This window comes from Nitrospinota bacterium (genome assembly GCA_027619975.1).
Lineage (GTDB): Bacteria > Nitrospinota > Nitrospinia > Nitrospinales > VA-1 > JADFGI01.
In genome coordinates this window covers 20968-36961 of the sequence record JAQCGX010000002.1, presented here as the reverse complement: position 1 = coordinate 36961, position 15994 = coordinate 20968, and the positions used below count along the sequence as shown (strand labels likewise).

Annotated in this window: 21 protein-coding genes; 11 read left to right on the top strand and 10 right to left on the bottom strand. The window is 44.0% G+C overall.

The genetic code is table 11. The annotated features are described in order from the left end of the window. Positions 1-14 precede the first annotated feature (14 nt). Complete coding sequence (gene ubiE / locus O3C58_00900; protein ID MDA0690420.1) at positions 15-740, top strand: bifunctional demethylmenaquinone methyltransferase/2-methoxy-6-polyprenyl-1,4-benzoquinol methylase UbiE; 726 nt, start codon at positions 15-17, stop codon at positions 738-740. Continuing rightward, on the top strand, positions 733-1917 hold the full coding sequence (locus O3C58_00895; GenBank protein ID MDA0690419.1) for a trypsin-like peptidase domain-containing protein: 1185 nt from the start codon (positions 733-735) through the stop codon (positions 1915-1917). Before ubiE ends, O3C58_00895 begins: the two co-directional genes overlap by 8 nt. Before the next feature lie 5 nt (positions 1918-1922). On the opposite strand, the gene O3C58_00890 is transcribed toward O3C58_00895, so the two are convergent. Then, complete coding sequence (locus O3C58_00890; protein ID MDA0690418.1) at positions 1923-2177, bottom strand: copper ion binding protein; 255 nt, start codon at positions 2175-2177, stop codon at positions 1923-1925. 172 nt (positions 2178-2349) lie between these two features. On the opposite strand from O3C58_00890, the gene O3C58_00885 reads away from it, so the two are divergent. Together O3C58_00885 and flgM are read left to right on the top strand one after the other, a co-directional pair. Next, the gene (locus O3C58_00885; protein MDA0690417.1) at positions 2350-2565 is read left to right on the top strand and encodes a hypothetical protein; all 216 of its coding nucleotides are present in this window, start codon (positions 2350-2352) and stop codon (positions 2563-2565) included. A 1010-nt stretch (positions 2566-3575) separates the two neighbouring features. Then, complete coding sequence (gene flgM / locus O3C58_00880; GenBank protein MDA0690416.1) at positions 3576-3884, top strand: flagellar biosynthesis anti-sigma factor FlgM; 309 nt, start codon at positions 3576-3578, stop codon at positions 3882-3884. A 24-nt stretch (positions 3885-3908) separates the two neighbouring features. On the opposite strand, the gene O3C58_00875 is transcribed toward flgM, so the two are convergent. Next, positions 3909-4421 carry a hypothetical protein gene (locus O3C58_00875; protein MDA0690415.1) on the bottom strand — a complete coding sequence of 171 codons (513 nt, stop codon included), beginning with the start codon at positions 4419-4421 and terminating at the stop codon, positions 3909-3911. Between the two features lie 200 nt (positions 4422-4621). Between O3C58_00875 and O3C58_00870 the strand changes: the two genes are divergently transcribed. The 5 genes from O3C58_00870 (at position 4622) to O3C58_00850 (ending at position 7285) form a co-directional block, all read left to right on the top strand. Further along, positions 4622-4702 carry a hypothetical protein gene (locus tag O3C58_00870; protein MDA0690414.1) on the top strand — a complete coding sequence of 27 codons (81 nt, stop codon included), beginning with the start codon at positions 4622-4624 and terminating at the stop codon, positions 4700-4702. 255 nt (positions 4703-4957) lie between these two features. Continuing rightward, positions 4958-5704: a DUF1538 domain-containing protein gene (locus O3C58_00865; protein MDA0690413.1), complete on the top strand. Its 747-nt coding sequence runs from the start codon at positions 4958-4960 to the stop codon at positions 5702-5704. After that, a complete protein-coding gene (locus O3C58_00860) occupies positions 5701-6498 on the top strand; it encodes a DUF1538 domain-containing protein (GenBank protein MDA0690412.1) in 798 nt (265 codons plus the stop codon). Before O3C58_00865 ends, O3C58_00860 begins: the two co-directional genes overlap by 4 nt. 37 nt (positions 6499-6535) lie before the next feature. Beyond that, positions 6536-6883 (top strand): P-II family nitrogen regulator, encoded by a 348-nt coding sequence (locus tag O3C58_00855; protein MDA0690411.1) that lies wholly within the window; start codon positions 6536-6538, stop codon positions 6881-6883. Between the two features lie 9 nt (positions 6884-6892). Continuing rightward, positions 6893-7285: a CBS domain-containing protein gene (locus tag O3C58_00850; GenBank protein MDA0690410.1), complete on the top strand. Its 393-nt coding sequence runs from the start codon at positions 6893-6895 to the stop codon at positions 7283-7285. Between the two features lie 99 nt (positions 7286-7384). Here the strand turns inward: O3C58_00850 and O3C58_00845 are convergent, their stop codons facing one another. Continuing rightward, positions 7385-7783, bottom strand: a complete 399-nt coding sequence (locus O3C58_00845) for a response regulator (protein ID MDA0690409.1) — start codon at positions 7781-7783, stop codon at positions 7385-7387. A gap of 73 nt (positions 7784-7856) precedes the next feature. Beyond that, positions 7857-8480 (bottom strand): hypothetical protein, encoded by a 624-nt coding sequence (locus tag O3C58_00840; protein MDA0690408.1) that lies wholly within the window; start codon positions 8478-8480, stop codon positions 7857-7859. Positions 8481-8637: 157 nt separating this feature from the next. On the opposite strand from O3C58_00840, the gene O3C58_00835 reads away from it, so the two are divergent. Next, positions 8638-9060, top strand: coding sequence for a DUF1566 domain-containing protein (locus O3C58_00835; GenBank protein MDA0690407.1), 423 nt, complete (start codon positions 8638-8640; stop codon positions 9058-9060). Here the strand turns inward: O3C58_00835 and O3C58_00830 are convergent. Together O3C58_00830 and nadC are read right to left on the bottom strand one after the other, a co-directional pair. Then, positions 9048-9479 carry a hypothetical protein gene (locus O3C58_00830; protein MDA0690406.1) on the bottom strand — a complete coding sequence of 144 codons (432 nt, stop codon included), beginning with the start codon at positions 9477-9479 and terminating at the stop codon, positions 9048-9050. The two genes, O3C58_00835 and O3C58_00830, sit on opposite strands and share 13 nt — an antisense overlap. Positions 9480-9551: 72 nt before the next feature. Beyond that, complete coding sequence (nadC, locus tag O3C58_00825) at positions 9552-10403, bottom strand: carboxylating nicotinate-nucleotide diphosphorylase (protein ID MDA0690405.1); 852 nt, start codon at positions 10401-10403, stop codon at positions 9552-9554. 280 nt (positions 10404-10683) lie between these two features. Between nadC and O3C58_00820 the strand changes: the two genes are divergently transcribed. Further along, on the top strand, positions 10684-11844 hold the full coding sequence (locus tag O3C58_00820; GenBank protein MDA0690404.1) for a Glu/Leu/Phe/Val dehydrogenase: 1161 nt from the start codon (positions 10684-10686) through the stop codon (positions 11842-11844). Positions 11845-12332: 488 nt separating this feature from the next. Here the strand turns inward: O3C58_00820 and O3C58_00815 are convergent, their stop codons facing one another. From O3C58_00815 to ccsA, 4 genes are all read right to left on the bottom strand, one after another. Further along, complete coding sequence (locus O3C58_00815; protein ID MDA0690403.1) at positions 12333-12563, bottom strand: DUF2892 domain-containing protein; 231 nt, start codon at positions 12561-12563, stop codon at positions 12333-12335. A 332-nt stretch (positions 12564-12895) separates the two neighbouring features. Continuing rightward, positions 12896-13846 carry a hydroxymethylbilane synthase gene (gene hemC, locus O3C58_00810; GenBank protein ID MDA0690402.1) on the bottom strand — a complete coding sequence of 317 codons (951 nt, stop codon included), beginning with the start codon at positions 13844-13846 and terminating at the stop codon, positions 12896-12898. Next, on the bottom strand, positions 13847-15121 hold the full coding sequence (gene hemA, locus O3C58_00805) for a glutamyl-tRNA reductase (protein ID MDA0690401.1): 1275 nt from the start codon (positions 15119-15121) through the stop codon (positions 13847-13849). It lies immediately after the preceding gene. Between the two features lie 2 nt (positions 15122-15123). Beyond that, positions 15124-15909: a cytochrome c biogenesis protein CcsA gene (gene ccsA / locus O3C58_00800; protein MDA0690400.1), complete on the bottom strand. Its 786-nt coding sequence runs from the start codon at positions 15907-15909 to the stop codon at positions 15124-15126. Positions 15910-15994: the final 85 nt, after the last annotated feature.

Sequence of the window (15994 nt, the reverse complement as noted above, 5' to 3'; positions counted from 1 at the left end):
TAAAAATATCATTCATGCAAACTTTAGAAAAAACGCCGGAATTTTCCCACCAAATACAGTCGATGTTTGGCGCTGTGGCCCCAAAGTATGATTTGCTCAATCGGTTACTAAGTGCAGGACGGGACCAGTATTGGAGAAAAATTGCGGTGGATCTTCTCGCGCCCAAACAGGGAGAACGTTTTTTAGACCTCGCCACCGGAACAGGCGACATTGCTTTGGAAATAGCTTCCCGTCATCCATCCAAAATAAAAGTGATGGGAATTGACTTTAGTGGCCCTATGCTGGAACTTGGCCAACGAAAAATTAAATCAAAAAACCTGGAAGCATCCATCCCCCTGCAAAAAGGTTGTGGAGAGTCTCTTCCCTTTGCCGACGATAGTTTTTATGGGGTTATTACGGCTTTTGGCATCCGTAATTTCGCAAACCCACAACGCTCTCTGAGAGAAATGCACCGGGTCACAAAAAATGATGGGAGAATTATTATTCTGGAATTTTCTCATCCCAGCAATGCTATTCTTGGAGCCATGTACAAATTATATTTTCACTTTCTATTGCCGCAAGTGGGAAAATTTTTTTCACGGCACAATACCGCTTATCATTATTTGCCTCAATCGGTCTCACAATTTCCTATGCGGGCTGATTTTGCTCTCCTCATGGAAAAAGCAGGTTTTAAAGATGTTACTCACAGCGACCTGACTTTTGGAATTGTCACTTTGTATCAGGGGAAAAAATATGGTTGAGCGATTCCGCAAGTATAAATTTCCCTTAAGAACCCTATTGGTCATTGCTCTGGTATTTATGGGAACCCATCTGTTGCTCAACCGGCTTCCATATTTTGATATGGGCTTACCAAATATTGCCAGGACCGCTGATAATGAATTTTCTGGACGGCAGGATTTTAAGGATATCCTGGAGTTGCAAGCGGCGTTTATAGCCAATGCCAAAAAAATTAAGCCTACCGTTGTCAGTATTAATAAAATTACGGAGAGTATTCAACAGGCTTCGTTGCCAGACTCTCAGCCCTCCCCTTCCATTCCCTGGTTTTATTCTTTTAAAAATTGGATGACAAATTCTCTTTCCAAAAAAAAATTTCGCATGGAAAACGTTGGGTCCGGTGTGTTTCTTAATTCTAAAGGTTATATTTTAACCAACTACCATGTTGTTAAAGATATTTCAAATTTTCTAGTGAGGCTCCCCCATGGCTCGGATCATACGGCAAAGCTGGTGGGAAGCGATCCTTTGACAGATCTGGCAGTATTAAAAATTTCTACCTTTAGGAGCCTGCCCTACCCGGCTTTCGGGCAGTCCAACGATTTGGGTGTGGGCGAATGGGTGATGGCTGTTGGCAATCCCTATGGCCTTGAGGGAACGGTAACCGTTGGCGTGATCAGCGGCAAGGGGAGGTCCAACCTTGGCATCACCACTTATGAAAACTTTATCCAGACTGATGCATCCATCAACCCTGGAAACAGCGGGGGTCCCTTGATCAACCTAAAGGGGGAAGTCATAGGTATCAACACCGCCGTCGCGGAAATTGGGTCAGGCGTTGGTTTTGCCATTCCCATAGAAATGGCAATGAATGTTGCCTCTCAGCTCATTGAAAAAGGCGAAGTGACGCGGGGTTGGCTTGGAATCGGTATTCAATCCCTGACCCCTGACCTGGCGTTATCATTTAACCTCAAGCACACTAAAGCCGGGGTATTGGTGAACAGCGTGGACAAAAGTACTCCAGCTGCAAGCGGAGGCATTGTAAGAGGCGATATCATTGTTCAATTCAATGGAGTCAATGTTTCCGGTTCATCAAAACTTCAGCAAATGGTAGCCGACACGCAAATAGGCAAAACTGTTCCCATCAAAGTGATTCGCAACGGAACGGAAAGAACTCTCAAGGTAAAAATTGGACGACTCGCCTCCTGATTCTTCTATTCAGGACTTCTCTTTTCTTCAACGACCTCAAAACCCACTTCCATAATTTTCGAGGTTATGGTTTCCAATTTGGTTTGATTCTCGTCAATAGCTACGGTTACTTCTTTCTTATCTAAATCCACATTCACTTGCTGAACCCCTGAAATTTCTCCAACCGCTTTCTCAATGGTTTGAACGCAATGATTGCAGCTCATTCCCATAACTTTTATCCTTAAATCCTGCATACCATTTCCCTCCTTTTTATTAGCCAATAAATGACATTTTTAGTCACAATTTGGCTGAAACTGTATGATTTATCAATAATTATTTTTCTGTCGAATGGGTTGGGATTCGTGTAAACCCTTATATTTAAATAATTATTCGAAAATGGCACAACCTTTGCCTCTAAGTTATTGAAACTTAAAGATAAATAAGGAGGCTGTCATGTTTTATGAGGTTAAAGTATTGAATCCGGATGGCACAATGAAGCAAGTCGTATCCAGTGATGTTCTTCTAAAAACACATTGGGATAATTTCAAGAAGGCAGAAGAGAACATGTCTTTGCAAACTGCAGACCGACGTAAGATTCCACGCTGGGTTAAAGAAGCGCTTGATGCTAAGTTTCCAGATTTCTCTGAGTCAAGGCATACGAGCTCCTAAGAAATTACTTGGCAGTTAGTTACCTGATCTATTTGAGCAAAGAACATCGTATTTTTCAAATGGGGAAGTTGCTACTATTTATCAAGATATAAAAAGCAAAACTGGCAATCAAAAGGACTGAACACCCTTCAACCGATTCAATTGCACTCAACTCGACCTGTTCTCAATAAATTACCCAGGTTCATGGCTAATTTACAACAGTGGACTGGTAATTAAGGTCCAATTAATTTTTTTAATTGGGTGAATTTCCTAGTGCGTCAGCCGGTATCACCTCCGTAGGTTTCAATTCATTTCAATTTTAATTTAAATATTCTTGATCGCATCAGATCTTAAAAAAACATTTAAAATGCCTCCAGCCTGCGTCCTGGCTTTTAATTTGGGAACATGATTTTAAAAAGAAGGCCAAATAAGAGAACCCGCTTGGGAGTCGGGGGGGGCCATTCTCACAAGCGGGTCCACTAACGGGAGGTAACTCATTGTTATTATTATACAATAATTTTATCGGAATACAAATATTTATTATTTTGGATCGAAACCCTATGATATTTCACAAGTTTTCAACTTCGGTCCAAGAACCAAACATTATCCCGTAGGAATTTTTACGATCCTAATGATAATTAACGCGCATACGATAGAATAAACGCTAATCTCTTGTTATTTTTAATTATTATGAGATTTCTTTGTCAAAAGGCTCAAGATTCCTGTATTTAATCCGAAAATTTAAATAGGTGTCAGCAAGGAAGATTGACCCGATGAGATTCAACATTCTTTCTCTGATTTCATTGGAGAATAGTTATTCGGTCTCAGATAATTTTATTTCAAGGAGGAAATAATTCATGAAGTGTCTACGCTTCCCCATCCCTCAATGTCCTCCAACCTTTTTTCAAATCAAACAGGAGAAACGCAACCAAGCAGTTCCCGGCAACCCCTGTTATTTTTTGGAAACGGTTCCTCAAAAAAATTGTCGCTGGTATTTAGCATTCAACCATTGAGCCCCGAATCGAAATAAAATGACAGAATTCGATCCCACCCAAAAAATTAGCAGGCGAAGTTTGGTCAATAATTCGTCCCCCCGTTTAATTCCGGCTCAAACGGCAGCATCCAAGGGGCCAGAAACCATAGATCGCGTGACATTATCACATAAGCCAGAAGCGCTTTCTGAAGCAACAAAATCCAAGACAGGGGTACAGGTTCGCGAAAAATTAGTCAGCAAGTTTCGTGACATTCTGGAAAATGGAACCTACCAAGTCAAAGCGGAGGAAATTGCAGATAAAATGGTTCAGAAAATTAGGGAACAAAAAAATAGTGCAATTATTTAACGCTCTTTTCCCCAACAAAAATTTTTAAATGATTTTTAATTCTTTTAGTTTAGGGAAATCACCAACTTCCCTGAGTTTTTCTTCCCATCGTTTTCCCAGGCTATTAACTCTTAGATCCAACTCTTCAAGATTATTCAGTGCTTTTGTTTTAGACAGCGACAACATTCCTACCCGCGTGATCTGATTATTCCGCAAATCCAGCTTCTTTAAATTTGTAAACACCGTGGATTGAGCGATTGCATCCAGCCCCGCATCACCAAACCCATTTTTCCGTAAATCTAAAACCTCAAGTTGTTGAAGACCAGGGTGCTGGCTTAAATAAACGACTTCCATTACAGAGACTTCCAGGCCCGACATTTTAAGAACTTTAGGATTCAACTGGAGACGGGATTGCACGTATTTTTCAAACATGGTTATCTTGCGAGTCGGGTGCATTTTAAATCTGACGTCAATCGCTGCATTCACTTTATCGATATTGCCTTTGGTTGAATAGAATAATTCAATAAGGATTTCTTTATTTAATTCTTCGTTGTCCATATCTGCATATTCCTCAGGTCAATGAAATTCACTTGATAACCGTCTTGCGCTGTTTTTCAGCTATGAAGCTATTATAACTTGGTTTTCAAAATTGTATTAGGTATACTCTTTGGCCTGTAAGTAATTGGAAAATTTGGTTGTCACGGATGGATAGGGGGAGAATAGGGTTTCCCGAATTAATGATTGTTCTGGTTATCATCATGATCCTGTTCGGGGCCTGGAAAATACCCAGCCTTGGGAGCGCTGTTTGGAAACACCATCCGCAACTTCAGGCGATCTAAGAAAGAATCCGACTATCAGGAAGTCTCGGTTGAGAATATTTCGCGGTTAGTCAGTGATGTAAATTCCGGTGCAGTACAACTTATCCCAGAAACACTGGGTAGTTCAGGTTCGAAAACTTCCCAGAATCCAGATGAATCATAATCAAGTATTCCAAACGAAAATAATTTCTAGTAATTCAAACTTTATCTTTTTTGCGTAAATAATTTTTACATTTTCTCCGACCTCCTCATGAAACAACCGTTTCTTATCTTTCTGTGAGCATTCTAAAATTTATTTTCCATAAATTTTTTTCCGTTCTGATAGACATACTCCCTTTGTTGGGCGTCATATTTTTTTTCCAAACATTTGTCATTCAAAAACCCTTCCCTCACCTTGAGCAAACGATTCTTGGTGTTGGTTTCGTTGTGGTGGGCCTCTTTTTATTTATTTTGGGATTGGAAAAAGCCTTATTTCCCATGGGGGAAAGAATCGCCACCCAATTTGCCCAAAAGGGAAATATTTTTTGGATCATACTTTTTGGTTTTTTATTGGGGTTCTCCACGACCATTGCTGAACCCGCACTTACCGTTATTGCCAACAAAGCCGGTCAATTGGTTGCCGACTCCGGTTCAATTTCACAACAAGAGTCTGCCATAACTTCCTTTGTCTTTGGACTTCGACTCACCGTAGCCATTTCCGTGGGGTTGTCCACCGCCCTTGGAGTGGTTCGAATAATTAAGGGCTGGCCGCTGATTTGGTTCATCCTTTCAGGGTATGGTTTGATCATTATTTCCACCTTTTTTGCACCTAAAGAAATTATAGGAATCGCATATGATTCAGGGGGGATCACGACCTCAACCATTACGGTTCCCCTGGTTACCGCATTGGGTATTGGGTTGGCTGTTTCTATCCGTGGCCGCAACCCCATGATTGACGGATTTGGTTTGATCGCCATGGCCAGCCTGGCACCTATATTATTTGTCATGCTATATGGAATGTTTACCCTCGGTGTCAAGTTATGACGGAAGAAATAAACTTAATCGCACTTATTCAGAGTTCTCTAAAAGGCACTCTCATTGATATTTTACCAATTTTGCTGGTCCTCGCATTTTTTCAAGGCGCTGTTCTTAGAAAAAAAATTCCCCATTTAAAGCAAATTTTATTTGGACTTGTTCTCGTCATCATTGGCCTGGCAATTTTTATTGTTGGATTGGAGCAATGCATTTTCCCAATCGGAATCAGTATGGCGGATCAATTAACCCAACCTGAATTTTTGACCGGGGGCAATAGTGAAAATTTAAAGGCATTTCTTGCCGCTGACAAAGTGGACCCTGCACTTTATATGTGGACCTATATATTCGCATTTCTTATCGGATTTTCAACCACCCTTGCGGAACCCGCCTTGATTGCAGTCTCTATCAAGGCAAGAGAAATTTCTACAGGTTCCATAACGGAATGGGGGTTGAGAATTGCCGTTGCCCTTGGGGTTGCATGTGGGGTGGCTTTGGGAGCCTATCGCATTGTTACGGGAACGCCACTGTATGTTTACATCTCCGGCGGATATCTGGTTCTCCTCATCCAAACTATGTTTGCCCCTAAAATGATCATCCCCCTGGCGTATGACAGTGGAGGCGTGACCACATCCACTGTAACCGTCCCCGTATTAGCGGCATTGGGAATCGGCCTGGCTTCCAACGTGCCCGGACGCTCTCCGGTTTTGGATGGTTTCGGTCTCATAGCCTTCGCTTCCCTTTTCCCTATCATCGCCGTTTTGGCCTATGCTATGATCGGCCAATGGCTTGCAAAAACAAATTGAAATCCTATAATGCAAACTTTTAAAGGAAACAATTCCAATGCGTTTTAAAATTATTCTCGCCTTAGTTAATGACGACTACCAGGATGAGGTTATTAATGCAGCCAAGGATGCCGGAGCCACGGGGGTCACGATCCTGAATGCCCGCGGAGAAGGAATTCACAAGAATAAATCATTTTTTGGCCTGACTATGGAAACCCAGAAAGATATGCTTCTCTTTTTGGTAGAAGATTTCAAATCTGATGAAATTATGGAAGCCATTTACAATGGTGGGCATTTGAACGAGCATGGCAATGGGATCGCTTTTTGCTGGACGATTGATCGGGCGATTGGGTTGGAAAGTCAGCTCCCTGTTATGGAAAAAGACACAAAAATAAAATATTTTTAGGAGGGTTTGATGCCGGATTCTAAAAGGGTTCAAGACATCATGATGCGTGATTTCAAAAAAATCGAAGGCATTACTAAAGTGTCAGATGCCCTGGCCCTGATGAAAGCGGAAAAAATCAGTGTAATTCTTATTGAGCCAAGATCCAATACGGATGTCTATGGGATCATGACTATGAGAGACATTGCCCGGAAAGTGATAGGACAAGGACGAAAACTGCAAGAGACCCATGTCTATGAAATCATGTCAAAACCGGTTCTCAGTATTCCTTCCAATATGCCCCTCCCCTATGCGGCACGGCACTTGACTAATTTCAATGTGTCTTATGCCATGGTGCTGGAAAATAACAACATAATCGGAATGGTTTCACTGCATGGAATTGCCCAGTATTGGGATGAAGGATAACCTGCCCTGAGGATAACCGTCACCTCAAAAAACAAATTAAAATTTTACACCGTGTTTGATTCAGAGGAGTGGTGTATGGAGCGAACTGGGGGCTGTTTTTTACTTCCTATTGGTTTTACTAACGGTTTCTTCCCTTAGTTTCAAGGCTTCCACTATTTTACTGTGCAGGTATTCCAGGTTCACTGGTTTCTCGATCACGGAAAAGGCGCCATCGTCCAGGCAACCCTCGGCGACCTTGAGAGTGGTCACTGCCGTCACCATGATCACCTCGACTTCCGGTTTCCGGCTTTTGATCATTTTCAGGGTCTCTGTACCACTTAGATGCGGCATCTGAATATCCAGAAGAACGCACTCAGGGTTGAACGTATCGAATTTGGCAAGTGCGTCCTTACCGTCTCCCGCAACCATCACCTCAAACTGTTTATTCTCAAGAAATCGTTTTAAGATTTTTTGTGTTTTTTGCTCATCGTCAACTACAAGTATTTTAGTCAGGGGCATTGTTTGTGTCTAATGAAGTAATCCAGGGCAGATGATTGCATCTGGTTTATGGTTTGAATAAAAAAACTCTTCCTTAACCCTTTTTTAGAGAGCTACCTGTGCGACTGTCCCAAATAACTTTATCAGGGCTGGAAACATGTTTGGCCTGAGCGGACCATTTATTCCATTCCGCTTCAATTTTCAGAATTTCCACACATTCGTCAATGCCATGCGATCCCGCCATATGGGAATACAATTGATCAAAATCCTTAATAAAGGTATCCTGCTCGGATTTGTATCTGTCCTGCGCCTCCGCGATGTTTGCCAGAGTATTTTCAGCCGCGGCATTGTAGGTGAACTGCAATCTTTTCATTCGCTCATAATCGACAAAATAATTCAGGTAAACCCAGATAAGTAACGGAATGAGAGATACAGACCAAAGCCCTAATTTCAGTGCTTTTTTATTGATAAATATTCCCGCGAAAACCAGACCAAATCCGGCGATAAGAGAATAAAGCGAAACATTGGTAAAATATTTTGCTGGTTTTATTTTTTCCCCACATGCCTCACTGGAAACATCGCCCGGCAGGTGAAACGAAGAAAAAATTCCCCAGGAAGAAATACCCGACTGCCCCCAGGCAAGTTCCTCCTTCTCGATAAGAAAGATGCTTGTGAATAAGATACAAATGATGACTGTCACAATGAATCGTTTCTGCATGGGAAGTTTCTAATTTCTTTACAAGGTAATTTTTGAATATAATATGGATACGCCAAGATACATCCCTTGATACTAGTATTTTGGCATTATAGACGGTGTTTTTATTATTGAAAAATATTTCTTTGAACCTTCAAACACTATTTTTGAATTTACCGCGATGAATAATGAAACGAGATTTGTAGATGAGGGACCAGGGATGGTCCGGGACAATGAATCCGGACTCGTCTGGTCCAAAGAGGACTCCTGGTCCATTGAGCAGGATTGGCTCACCTTTCAGGAGGCATTGGCTTTTGTTGATAACTTAAACAAAACCGATTTCCTTGGGTTTCATGACTGGCGCATTGCCGAACGCGAAGAAATTGAGAAGCTGTATGTTCCAGAGAGCCTGATTATCGGTCGATCGAAACAAGAGCTTCACCTCGACCCCGCCTTCGCTCCCGGTGGCGGCAACGGGTCCTGGTGTCTGCCGTTTGATCAGCAGGCAGCTTTTTATTTTAATTATTCCAGTGGAATTTCGCAGGGGTTCGATCAGGATTTTTCACAAGGGTATGTGCGGCCGGTTCGTCTCTACCCCGATTGATTCTGCGGCAGGGAGGAGCGTTTAAAACAGGAGACGAGCTTTGGCATATTTTGGTTCGGGCGTATGACCTGGCATATTTCTATATGGTCCATCTCATGGGTGATGGAGGACAATTGATACCGTTCCCGGTCCACCTCCTCATCGCTTCCCAGATATTGAAAAATAGCCGTTCTCAGGGCATCCCATTCCAGGTAGAGAAAAAATTGATCTTCCGGGTCCTCCAATCTCAAAGTCTGCACCAGGTCGTTAAAATCGTCCGTCAGGATTTCGTGTACAAGTTTGCCTGAGCAATATTCCAGATAACCTGAGCCACCGCCGACTTCCTTGCTACAGGTTATCTTGGAAAAGTCGAACGTCAGTAAACGTTCGTCAAAATCCAGCTTGACCACAACTCTTGAAGAAGAATCTTTACAGGGCACGGCCAATCCTTATAGTTTTAATGGGACCTCTAAAATCTGTTTCCCAGTATACCATTTCTAACCGGCTTCTCCTCAAGAAGCATTTCCTAGGAAATTCATACTGATGTCCACCGCCGGGGCGGAATGAGTCAAGGCCCCAACCGAAATATAGTCAATTCCAGTACCGGCCAATTCATCCAGACGCTCCAGTGAAATGGAACCGGACACTTCAATTTTTACCCGGTGGTCAACCAACTTGACAGCTTGCTGAATCATAGCAGTCGTCATATTGTCCAGCATGATAATATCCACACCAGCGGATAAAGCTTCCGCCACCTCTTCCAGACTGGTGGTTTCCACCTCGATGGTTTTTTCGTGTGCCAGTTTTTTTCGAATCCGTTCCACCGCCACGTTGATACCACCTGCGGCCTTGATATGATTGTCCTTGATCATCACCGCATCATACAAACCAAAGCGGTGATTCATACCGCCTCCACAAGTAACTGCGTATTTCTCGAAAGCTCTCAGACCCGGTGTCGTTTTTCGCGTATCCAAGATAGTAACGGGTTTGGCCCGATCCACAAATTTTCGTGTCAAGGTCGCGATACCGCTCAATTGTTGCAGGATATTCAGAGCAGTCCGTTCTCCTTCCAACAACGTAACGGCTTTGCCCTGGATTTTTATGATCACTTCACCAACAGACACTTCCTCCCCATCACGATGACATGGACCCGGAAACGTACACGAGGGGTCAAGCATAGTGAATACCCGACGGAATATTTCCATCCCACAGAGTGTCAATGCTTCTTTCGCCACCGCCTCCGCTTCCCAGACAGCCCCATTGTCAATAATATTGCGGGTAGTGATGTCGCCAGTACCCAGGTCTTCAACCAACGTCCGTTGAACCAGAGCGTCTATTTGATCGTGTGTGAGGGAGTTTTTCATCATGATTCCTTAACCAGAGAAATTAAGAGAAATGTTTTTTCCATTACTGAATTCTATATTTGCTTTAATATAGTTAAACGGTTACGAATGGATATAACCACGAACCGCTTATTTTTGCCTTGTTTCTCTTAATATTTCAACTAAACAATCATTTAAATTAGACTAAGCGTTGACAGCTATTGAATTGCCAAACCAGTTTGTACTAGAAATCCTCCCGGAAAAATCAACGTCCGGGCGATTTTCCGAATGCGATGAATATCCCCCAGATCGAAGAATTCGCTTGAACGATCCTAAAACCGCGAAAACCTGGGGGTTTGTAGTCGTCGACAACACCCTTCGCGGCCCTGGTCTAGGAGGAATTCGCATGGCCCCGGATGTGACTTTGATGGAAGTCTCGCGTCTGGCGCGAGCCATGACTCTAAAGAACAGCGCGGCGTGCCTTCCCTTTGGAGGTGGAAAATCTGGACTGGCCGTCGATCCATTATTTTTACAGGCTCAACCCAATCTCAAAAAGGATCTCATCGGACTCTTTGCGGAAGCCCTGTTCAAAATTAATACTTATATCTCGGCGCCGGATATGGGAACTAACGAAACAGACATTCAGCAGATTTATGAATCCTTTTCGGAAAAACTGGGAACCGAAAATCATTTGCGGGGCGGGGCCGGAAGGCCTCCTGAAAAGGGAGGAATTCCTATTGATGAATGGGGGCTCACCGCCCACGGCCTATTCGCCGCGGCAAAAACCATGGAACAACAGGAGGGAGGTTTTCCAGTTAAAAATGCCCGGGTGGTCATTCAGGGATATGGCAATGTGGGGTCCTGGACCGCCACCAAACTGCATCGTGCGGGCGCTGTGATTGTAGGCGCATCCGACATCCATGCGGCATTGTGGAATCCTAAAGGCTTGAATGTGGAGGAATTGAACCGCATCAGAAAAGCCCCACAAGGACTGCAAAACTATTCTGAACCGGTGGGAAGGCGACTCCCAAAAAAACAACTGGACTGGATGCTGGAAGCGCCCTGCGATATTCTGGTTCCGGCGGCAAGACCCGATTGCATCACCGCAAAAAATGCCGATCGTATTCAGTGTCGCATGATACTTCAGGGAGCCAACGCACCGGTCAACAAAATGACCGAATACTATCTGCAAAACCGAAGAAATATTCGGTCACTTTCGGACTTTATCGTGAATGTCGGCGGCGTTATAGGATGCGCTGTCGAATTAAAAATGACCGCAGACCCGACTTACAGACAGAATGTCTTAAAAAAAGGACCCAGAGGCTATCTGGAAGAATTGATTGAAAAAACTGTTTCCCGGAATATCACAGAAATTCACAAGCGCTTGGCTAGACAGAAACAAAAAGATATTATCTTTAAGGAAGAGGCCATCAAACTGGCAGAAGAAAGACTGCAATCACCGAAAAATGAGCAGTGGTTTTAATAAACAAACCCAGTAATCATAAAATATCAGGCAGACTTATTTACATGGACCGTGCCGACTGTAGCAGAGCCCGTACCTTGGAGACGGATTAGCAGTGCATTGATGGGACACCAGCTCGTCAGCCCAATAAACAATGGAAGAAGAGCTATTAATCCAAGAGTGAACCCCAGAGTGCCCTCAAACGCAATTCCCAAATTGATCAGAACGACTGCCATCACAATTCTTCCCACTCTTGCCCAATCATTCAGATTCTTCTTTAAACTAAACATTATTTACAACTCCACCAGTCAATCAAATCAGAGGTTTACTCTGATCGACAAAATTATTGATCAAATTTATTTCTCTATTTTGCTATCTATTTATTAAGAAACTATTAAGGAAGTGTCCCATTTTTATCACAAACCGAATTTCTTGCAGGAATGGATTTGGAAGATGATTAAAGAAAAGGAAATAATTAGATGAAATTCATTTAAATTAGCGCAATTGTATCAGAAAATTACTAACTTTTTCGGAAATGACGAAAATTTTTTTGAATTACCCCACTCCTTTAAAATAAAGGCCTCCGCTCTCCCCTGCGTCCTCGCTTGGAACACCTCCCAATGGCGAAGCAAATTGCTGGTGTTGCCCTTAAACAAAGCATAAAGCGGACACCACCCAGTCAGACCCGTGATAAATGGGACAAACCCAATAACGCCGAGCACCCCCCCCCACGGTCCCATCATTGCGATGCCAACCGCAACCAGAACAACACCCACAAACAACCCTTGCCCCGCGACCCCTATCGCCTACATTCACTTTAAAAACGGTCATGACCCTTCCTGTCAACAAGCTAGCGGGAACCGGTCAATTTACGGCAGAACGTTCCTCATCCAATCTTGGTTAGGTGCTCCAAATATTTGGACCAAAGGCCGTTTTGTCGATACCTTTGTGAATAAAATATTTGCGGCTTCCCTGGGGGATCTTTGAACATTCAAATAAAAAGTCGAAATGTATTCAGGAAGGCGAGGAAGAAGAGAGTCTATCTTCGATACGGCTAAACTTTTTGGATAAATTATGAATTAGGATCGGATGGCTGATAAATTTCTTTTAAAATTATATCCGCACCCATACGAAGGAGATCCTTGCCCGTCTCCCGGCCCAGTTTCTTGGCCTCAAAGGATGCTCCCTTTTTTTCCTTTTGATAAATGGTTTTTCCATCCAGGCTGGAGACAAGACCCTTGAGGGTTAATTCATCGGAATCATCGTCGAGTGTGGCATACGCCCCAATAGGAACCTGACAGCCTCCTTCCAGTTCCCCAACCAAAGCCCGTTCCGCATCCAGAGCCAGGTGAGTGGGCTCATGATCCAGATCCAGTATTGCGGCGAGTACCTCATAGTCGTTCTTTCGCGCCTCAATGCCCACAGCCCCCTGGCCCATAGCCGGTAAAATAATTTCCGGGGAGATTACTTCAGTGATCTTATCCGCCCATCCCATGCGTCTCAGCCCTGCGGCGGCTAAAATGATGGCATCCAACCCTTCGGATTCCAGCTTCTTGATCCGGGTATCGATGTTTCCACGCAGGGGGAAAATTTGCAGGTCCGGGCGATATTTCAACAATTGAGAACTTCTTCTTAAACTGCCGGTGCCTATTTTGGCATTTTCAGGCAAATCATCGAGTTTGATATTATCCCGTGAAATCAAGGCGTCGAACGGGTTCTCCCGTTCGGTTATGACAGAAATATCCAATTCATAGGGAAGATTCATCGGCACGTCTTTCATGCTGTGAACGGCGATGTCTATTTCTCCACGCAACATTGCCTCTTCAATTTCCTTGACGAACAATCCCTTGCCACCGATCTTGGCCAGGGGAACATCCTGGATGATGTCACCTGAAGTCTTGATAATTTTTATTTCCACCGCGAGACCGGGGTGAAGTTCTTCCAACTGGGATTTTATCCAGTTGGCCTGCCAGAGAGCCAGACCACTGCCCCGGCTACCGATAATAATTTTTTCTAAATCCATTCAGTCGTCCAGATGAAAAAGATGCCGGATGGCCTTCAAGTAAACATGGCCTTCCTGGGATTGAGTTTGTTTTTTGAGGTTGATGGTGGGCTTATGAAAAATTTTATTGAGGATTGATTGGGTCATCAGGTGCAACGTATTTTCATCCTGTTCGGATAGAGGCTCCATTTTCTTTAAAGCCTTCTCTAACTCCTTTTTGCGGATGGAGTCAGCGCGGTTGCGAATTTCAACAATCGTGGGCACCGCATCCAGAGAAACCACCCAGTTGTTGAACTTGGTGACCTCAATCTGAATCAGTTCCATAGCGGTTTCCGCTTCTTTCTCCCGTTCCTTGATATTTGCAGATACAACGCCCTGAAGATCGTCAATATCATAGAGATAAACGTTTTCCAGATCGTTGACTTCCGGCTCGATATCCCGTGGAACCGCGATATCGATAAAAAAGATCGGTTTATTTTTTCTCTGATGAATCGCGCGTTCCACCATGTCCTTTTTGATAATAAACTTTGGCGATGCAGTGGACGTGATGACGATATCGGCCTTATACATTTCATCCTTGAACATTTCAAAATCAAGGGCGCATCCATTGAGCGTCTTGGCCAGAGCGGCGGCTCGTTCATACGTGCGACTACAGACATAGACGGTTTTAACGCCATAAGAGATGAGATGCTTGGCCGCCAGTTCCGCCATTTCACCCGTTCCCACCAGCATGACGGAATGATTTTCCAAATCCTCGAAAATCTTCCGAGCCAGTTCCACGGCGGCACTGCTGATGGAAACACCCCTCTCGGCAATGCCCGTTTCTTCCCGCACCTTCTTGGCGACATTGAACGCCTTTTCAAACAACTGGTTCAGGACCATCCCCGTGGAACGGAGCGCACGCGCCGTATTGTAGGCATCCTTCACCTGCCCCAGAATCTGGGCTTCGCCCAACACCATCGAATCCAGACTGGACGACACACGGAACAGGTGCTCCACCGCACGTTCATCCTGATAGCTGTAAAAATATTTATCCAGTTCTTTGGGGCTGATATTGTGGTAATCGCAGATGAAATCTTTAAGAAGCCCGATCCCTTTTGTCGTGTCATTGACACGTGCGTATATTTCCACCCGGTTGCAGGTAGACAGGATGATGTTCTCGATGATCTCTGGATTGCCAACCAACCGTTCCAGTGAGGCTTCGATTTCGCCACGGGAAAACGCCAGACGTTCGCGGATTTCCACCGGAGTCGTTTTGTGGTTCACACCCACCAGAATTAAATTAGGGTCCGCCATGTTCACACGTGCAAAAAATAAGTTAATACCACCATCACAAAACCGAGAACCGCCCCCTGCGCCGCTTTCTTACCGCGAATGCCGGCAAATAACCGTCCAAAAAACAGATAGCCATAAATGATCCAAACGATAACAAGTGGCCAGGTTTTTGTTATGTCCCACGAAAAAAACGACTGGTTCATCTTGGCTGTCCACAGAGGCCCGGTCATGAAACCTAAGGTAAACAAAGGAAAGCCTATTGTGATGACCTTGTCGTTCAGCTTATCTAAAACTTCAAGCGAGGGCATGCGAAAATACATGATCCCCAGCTTCTTGGATTTGACCTGATTTTCCTGAATAAGATACATGATCGCCACCGCAAAAGCGATGGTGAAAGCCGCATATCCTATCACCGAAAGGGTACGGTGCAGAGTCAGCCAGAAGGTCTCGGTTTCCTCCACCAGTGCCGCTTCCTGAGACATAAATACAGAAAACAAAAGAGCCAGAAACGCCATGGGAATGACAAAAGCCCCCAAGTCTTTGATTTTATACTTCCACTCTGTCAGGAAATAGACCACCACGATCACCCAGGCAAAAAACATGGCGATCTCAAAATTGGTGGTATAGGGGCCATGCCCGGTTTTCATCGAACGCAACCCCAGCCAGACCGTATGCGACAACAGCCCCGCCCCGACCGTGGCAGTTGCAAGAGTCGAAACCACAGGCTTGCGATAGACCAGATAGAGGAAATACCCCAGAGACGCTGCTAGATAACTGAATAGGGAAATGTTAAACGCGATTTTTTCCATAAAGCCTGAGCGGTAAGGACTTAGTGCTTATAAATTCAAAGGGAAACGATGGAACTATAACGTCTGCAAATAGAGAGACTTATGG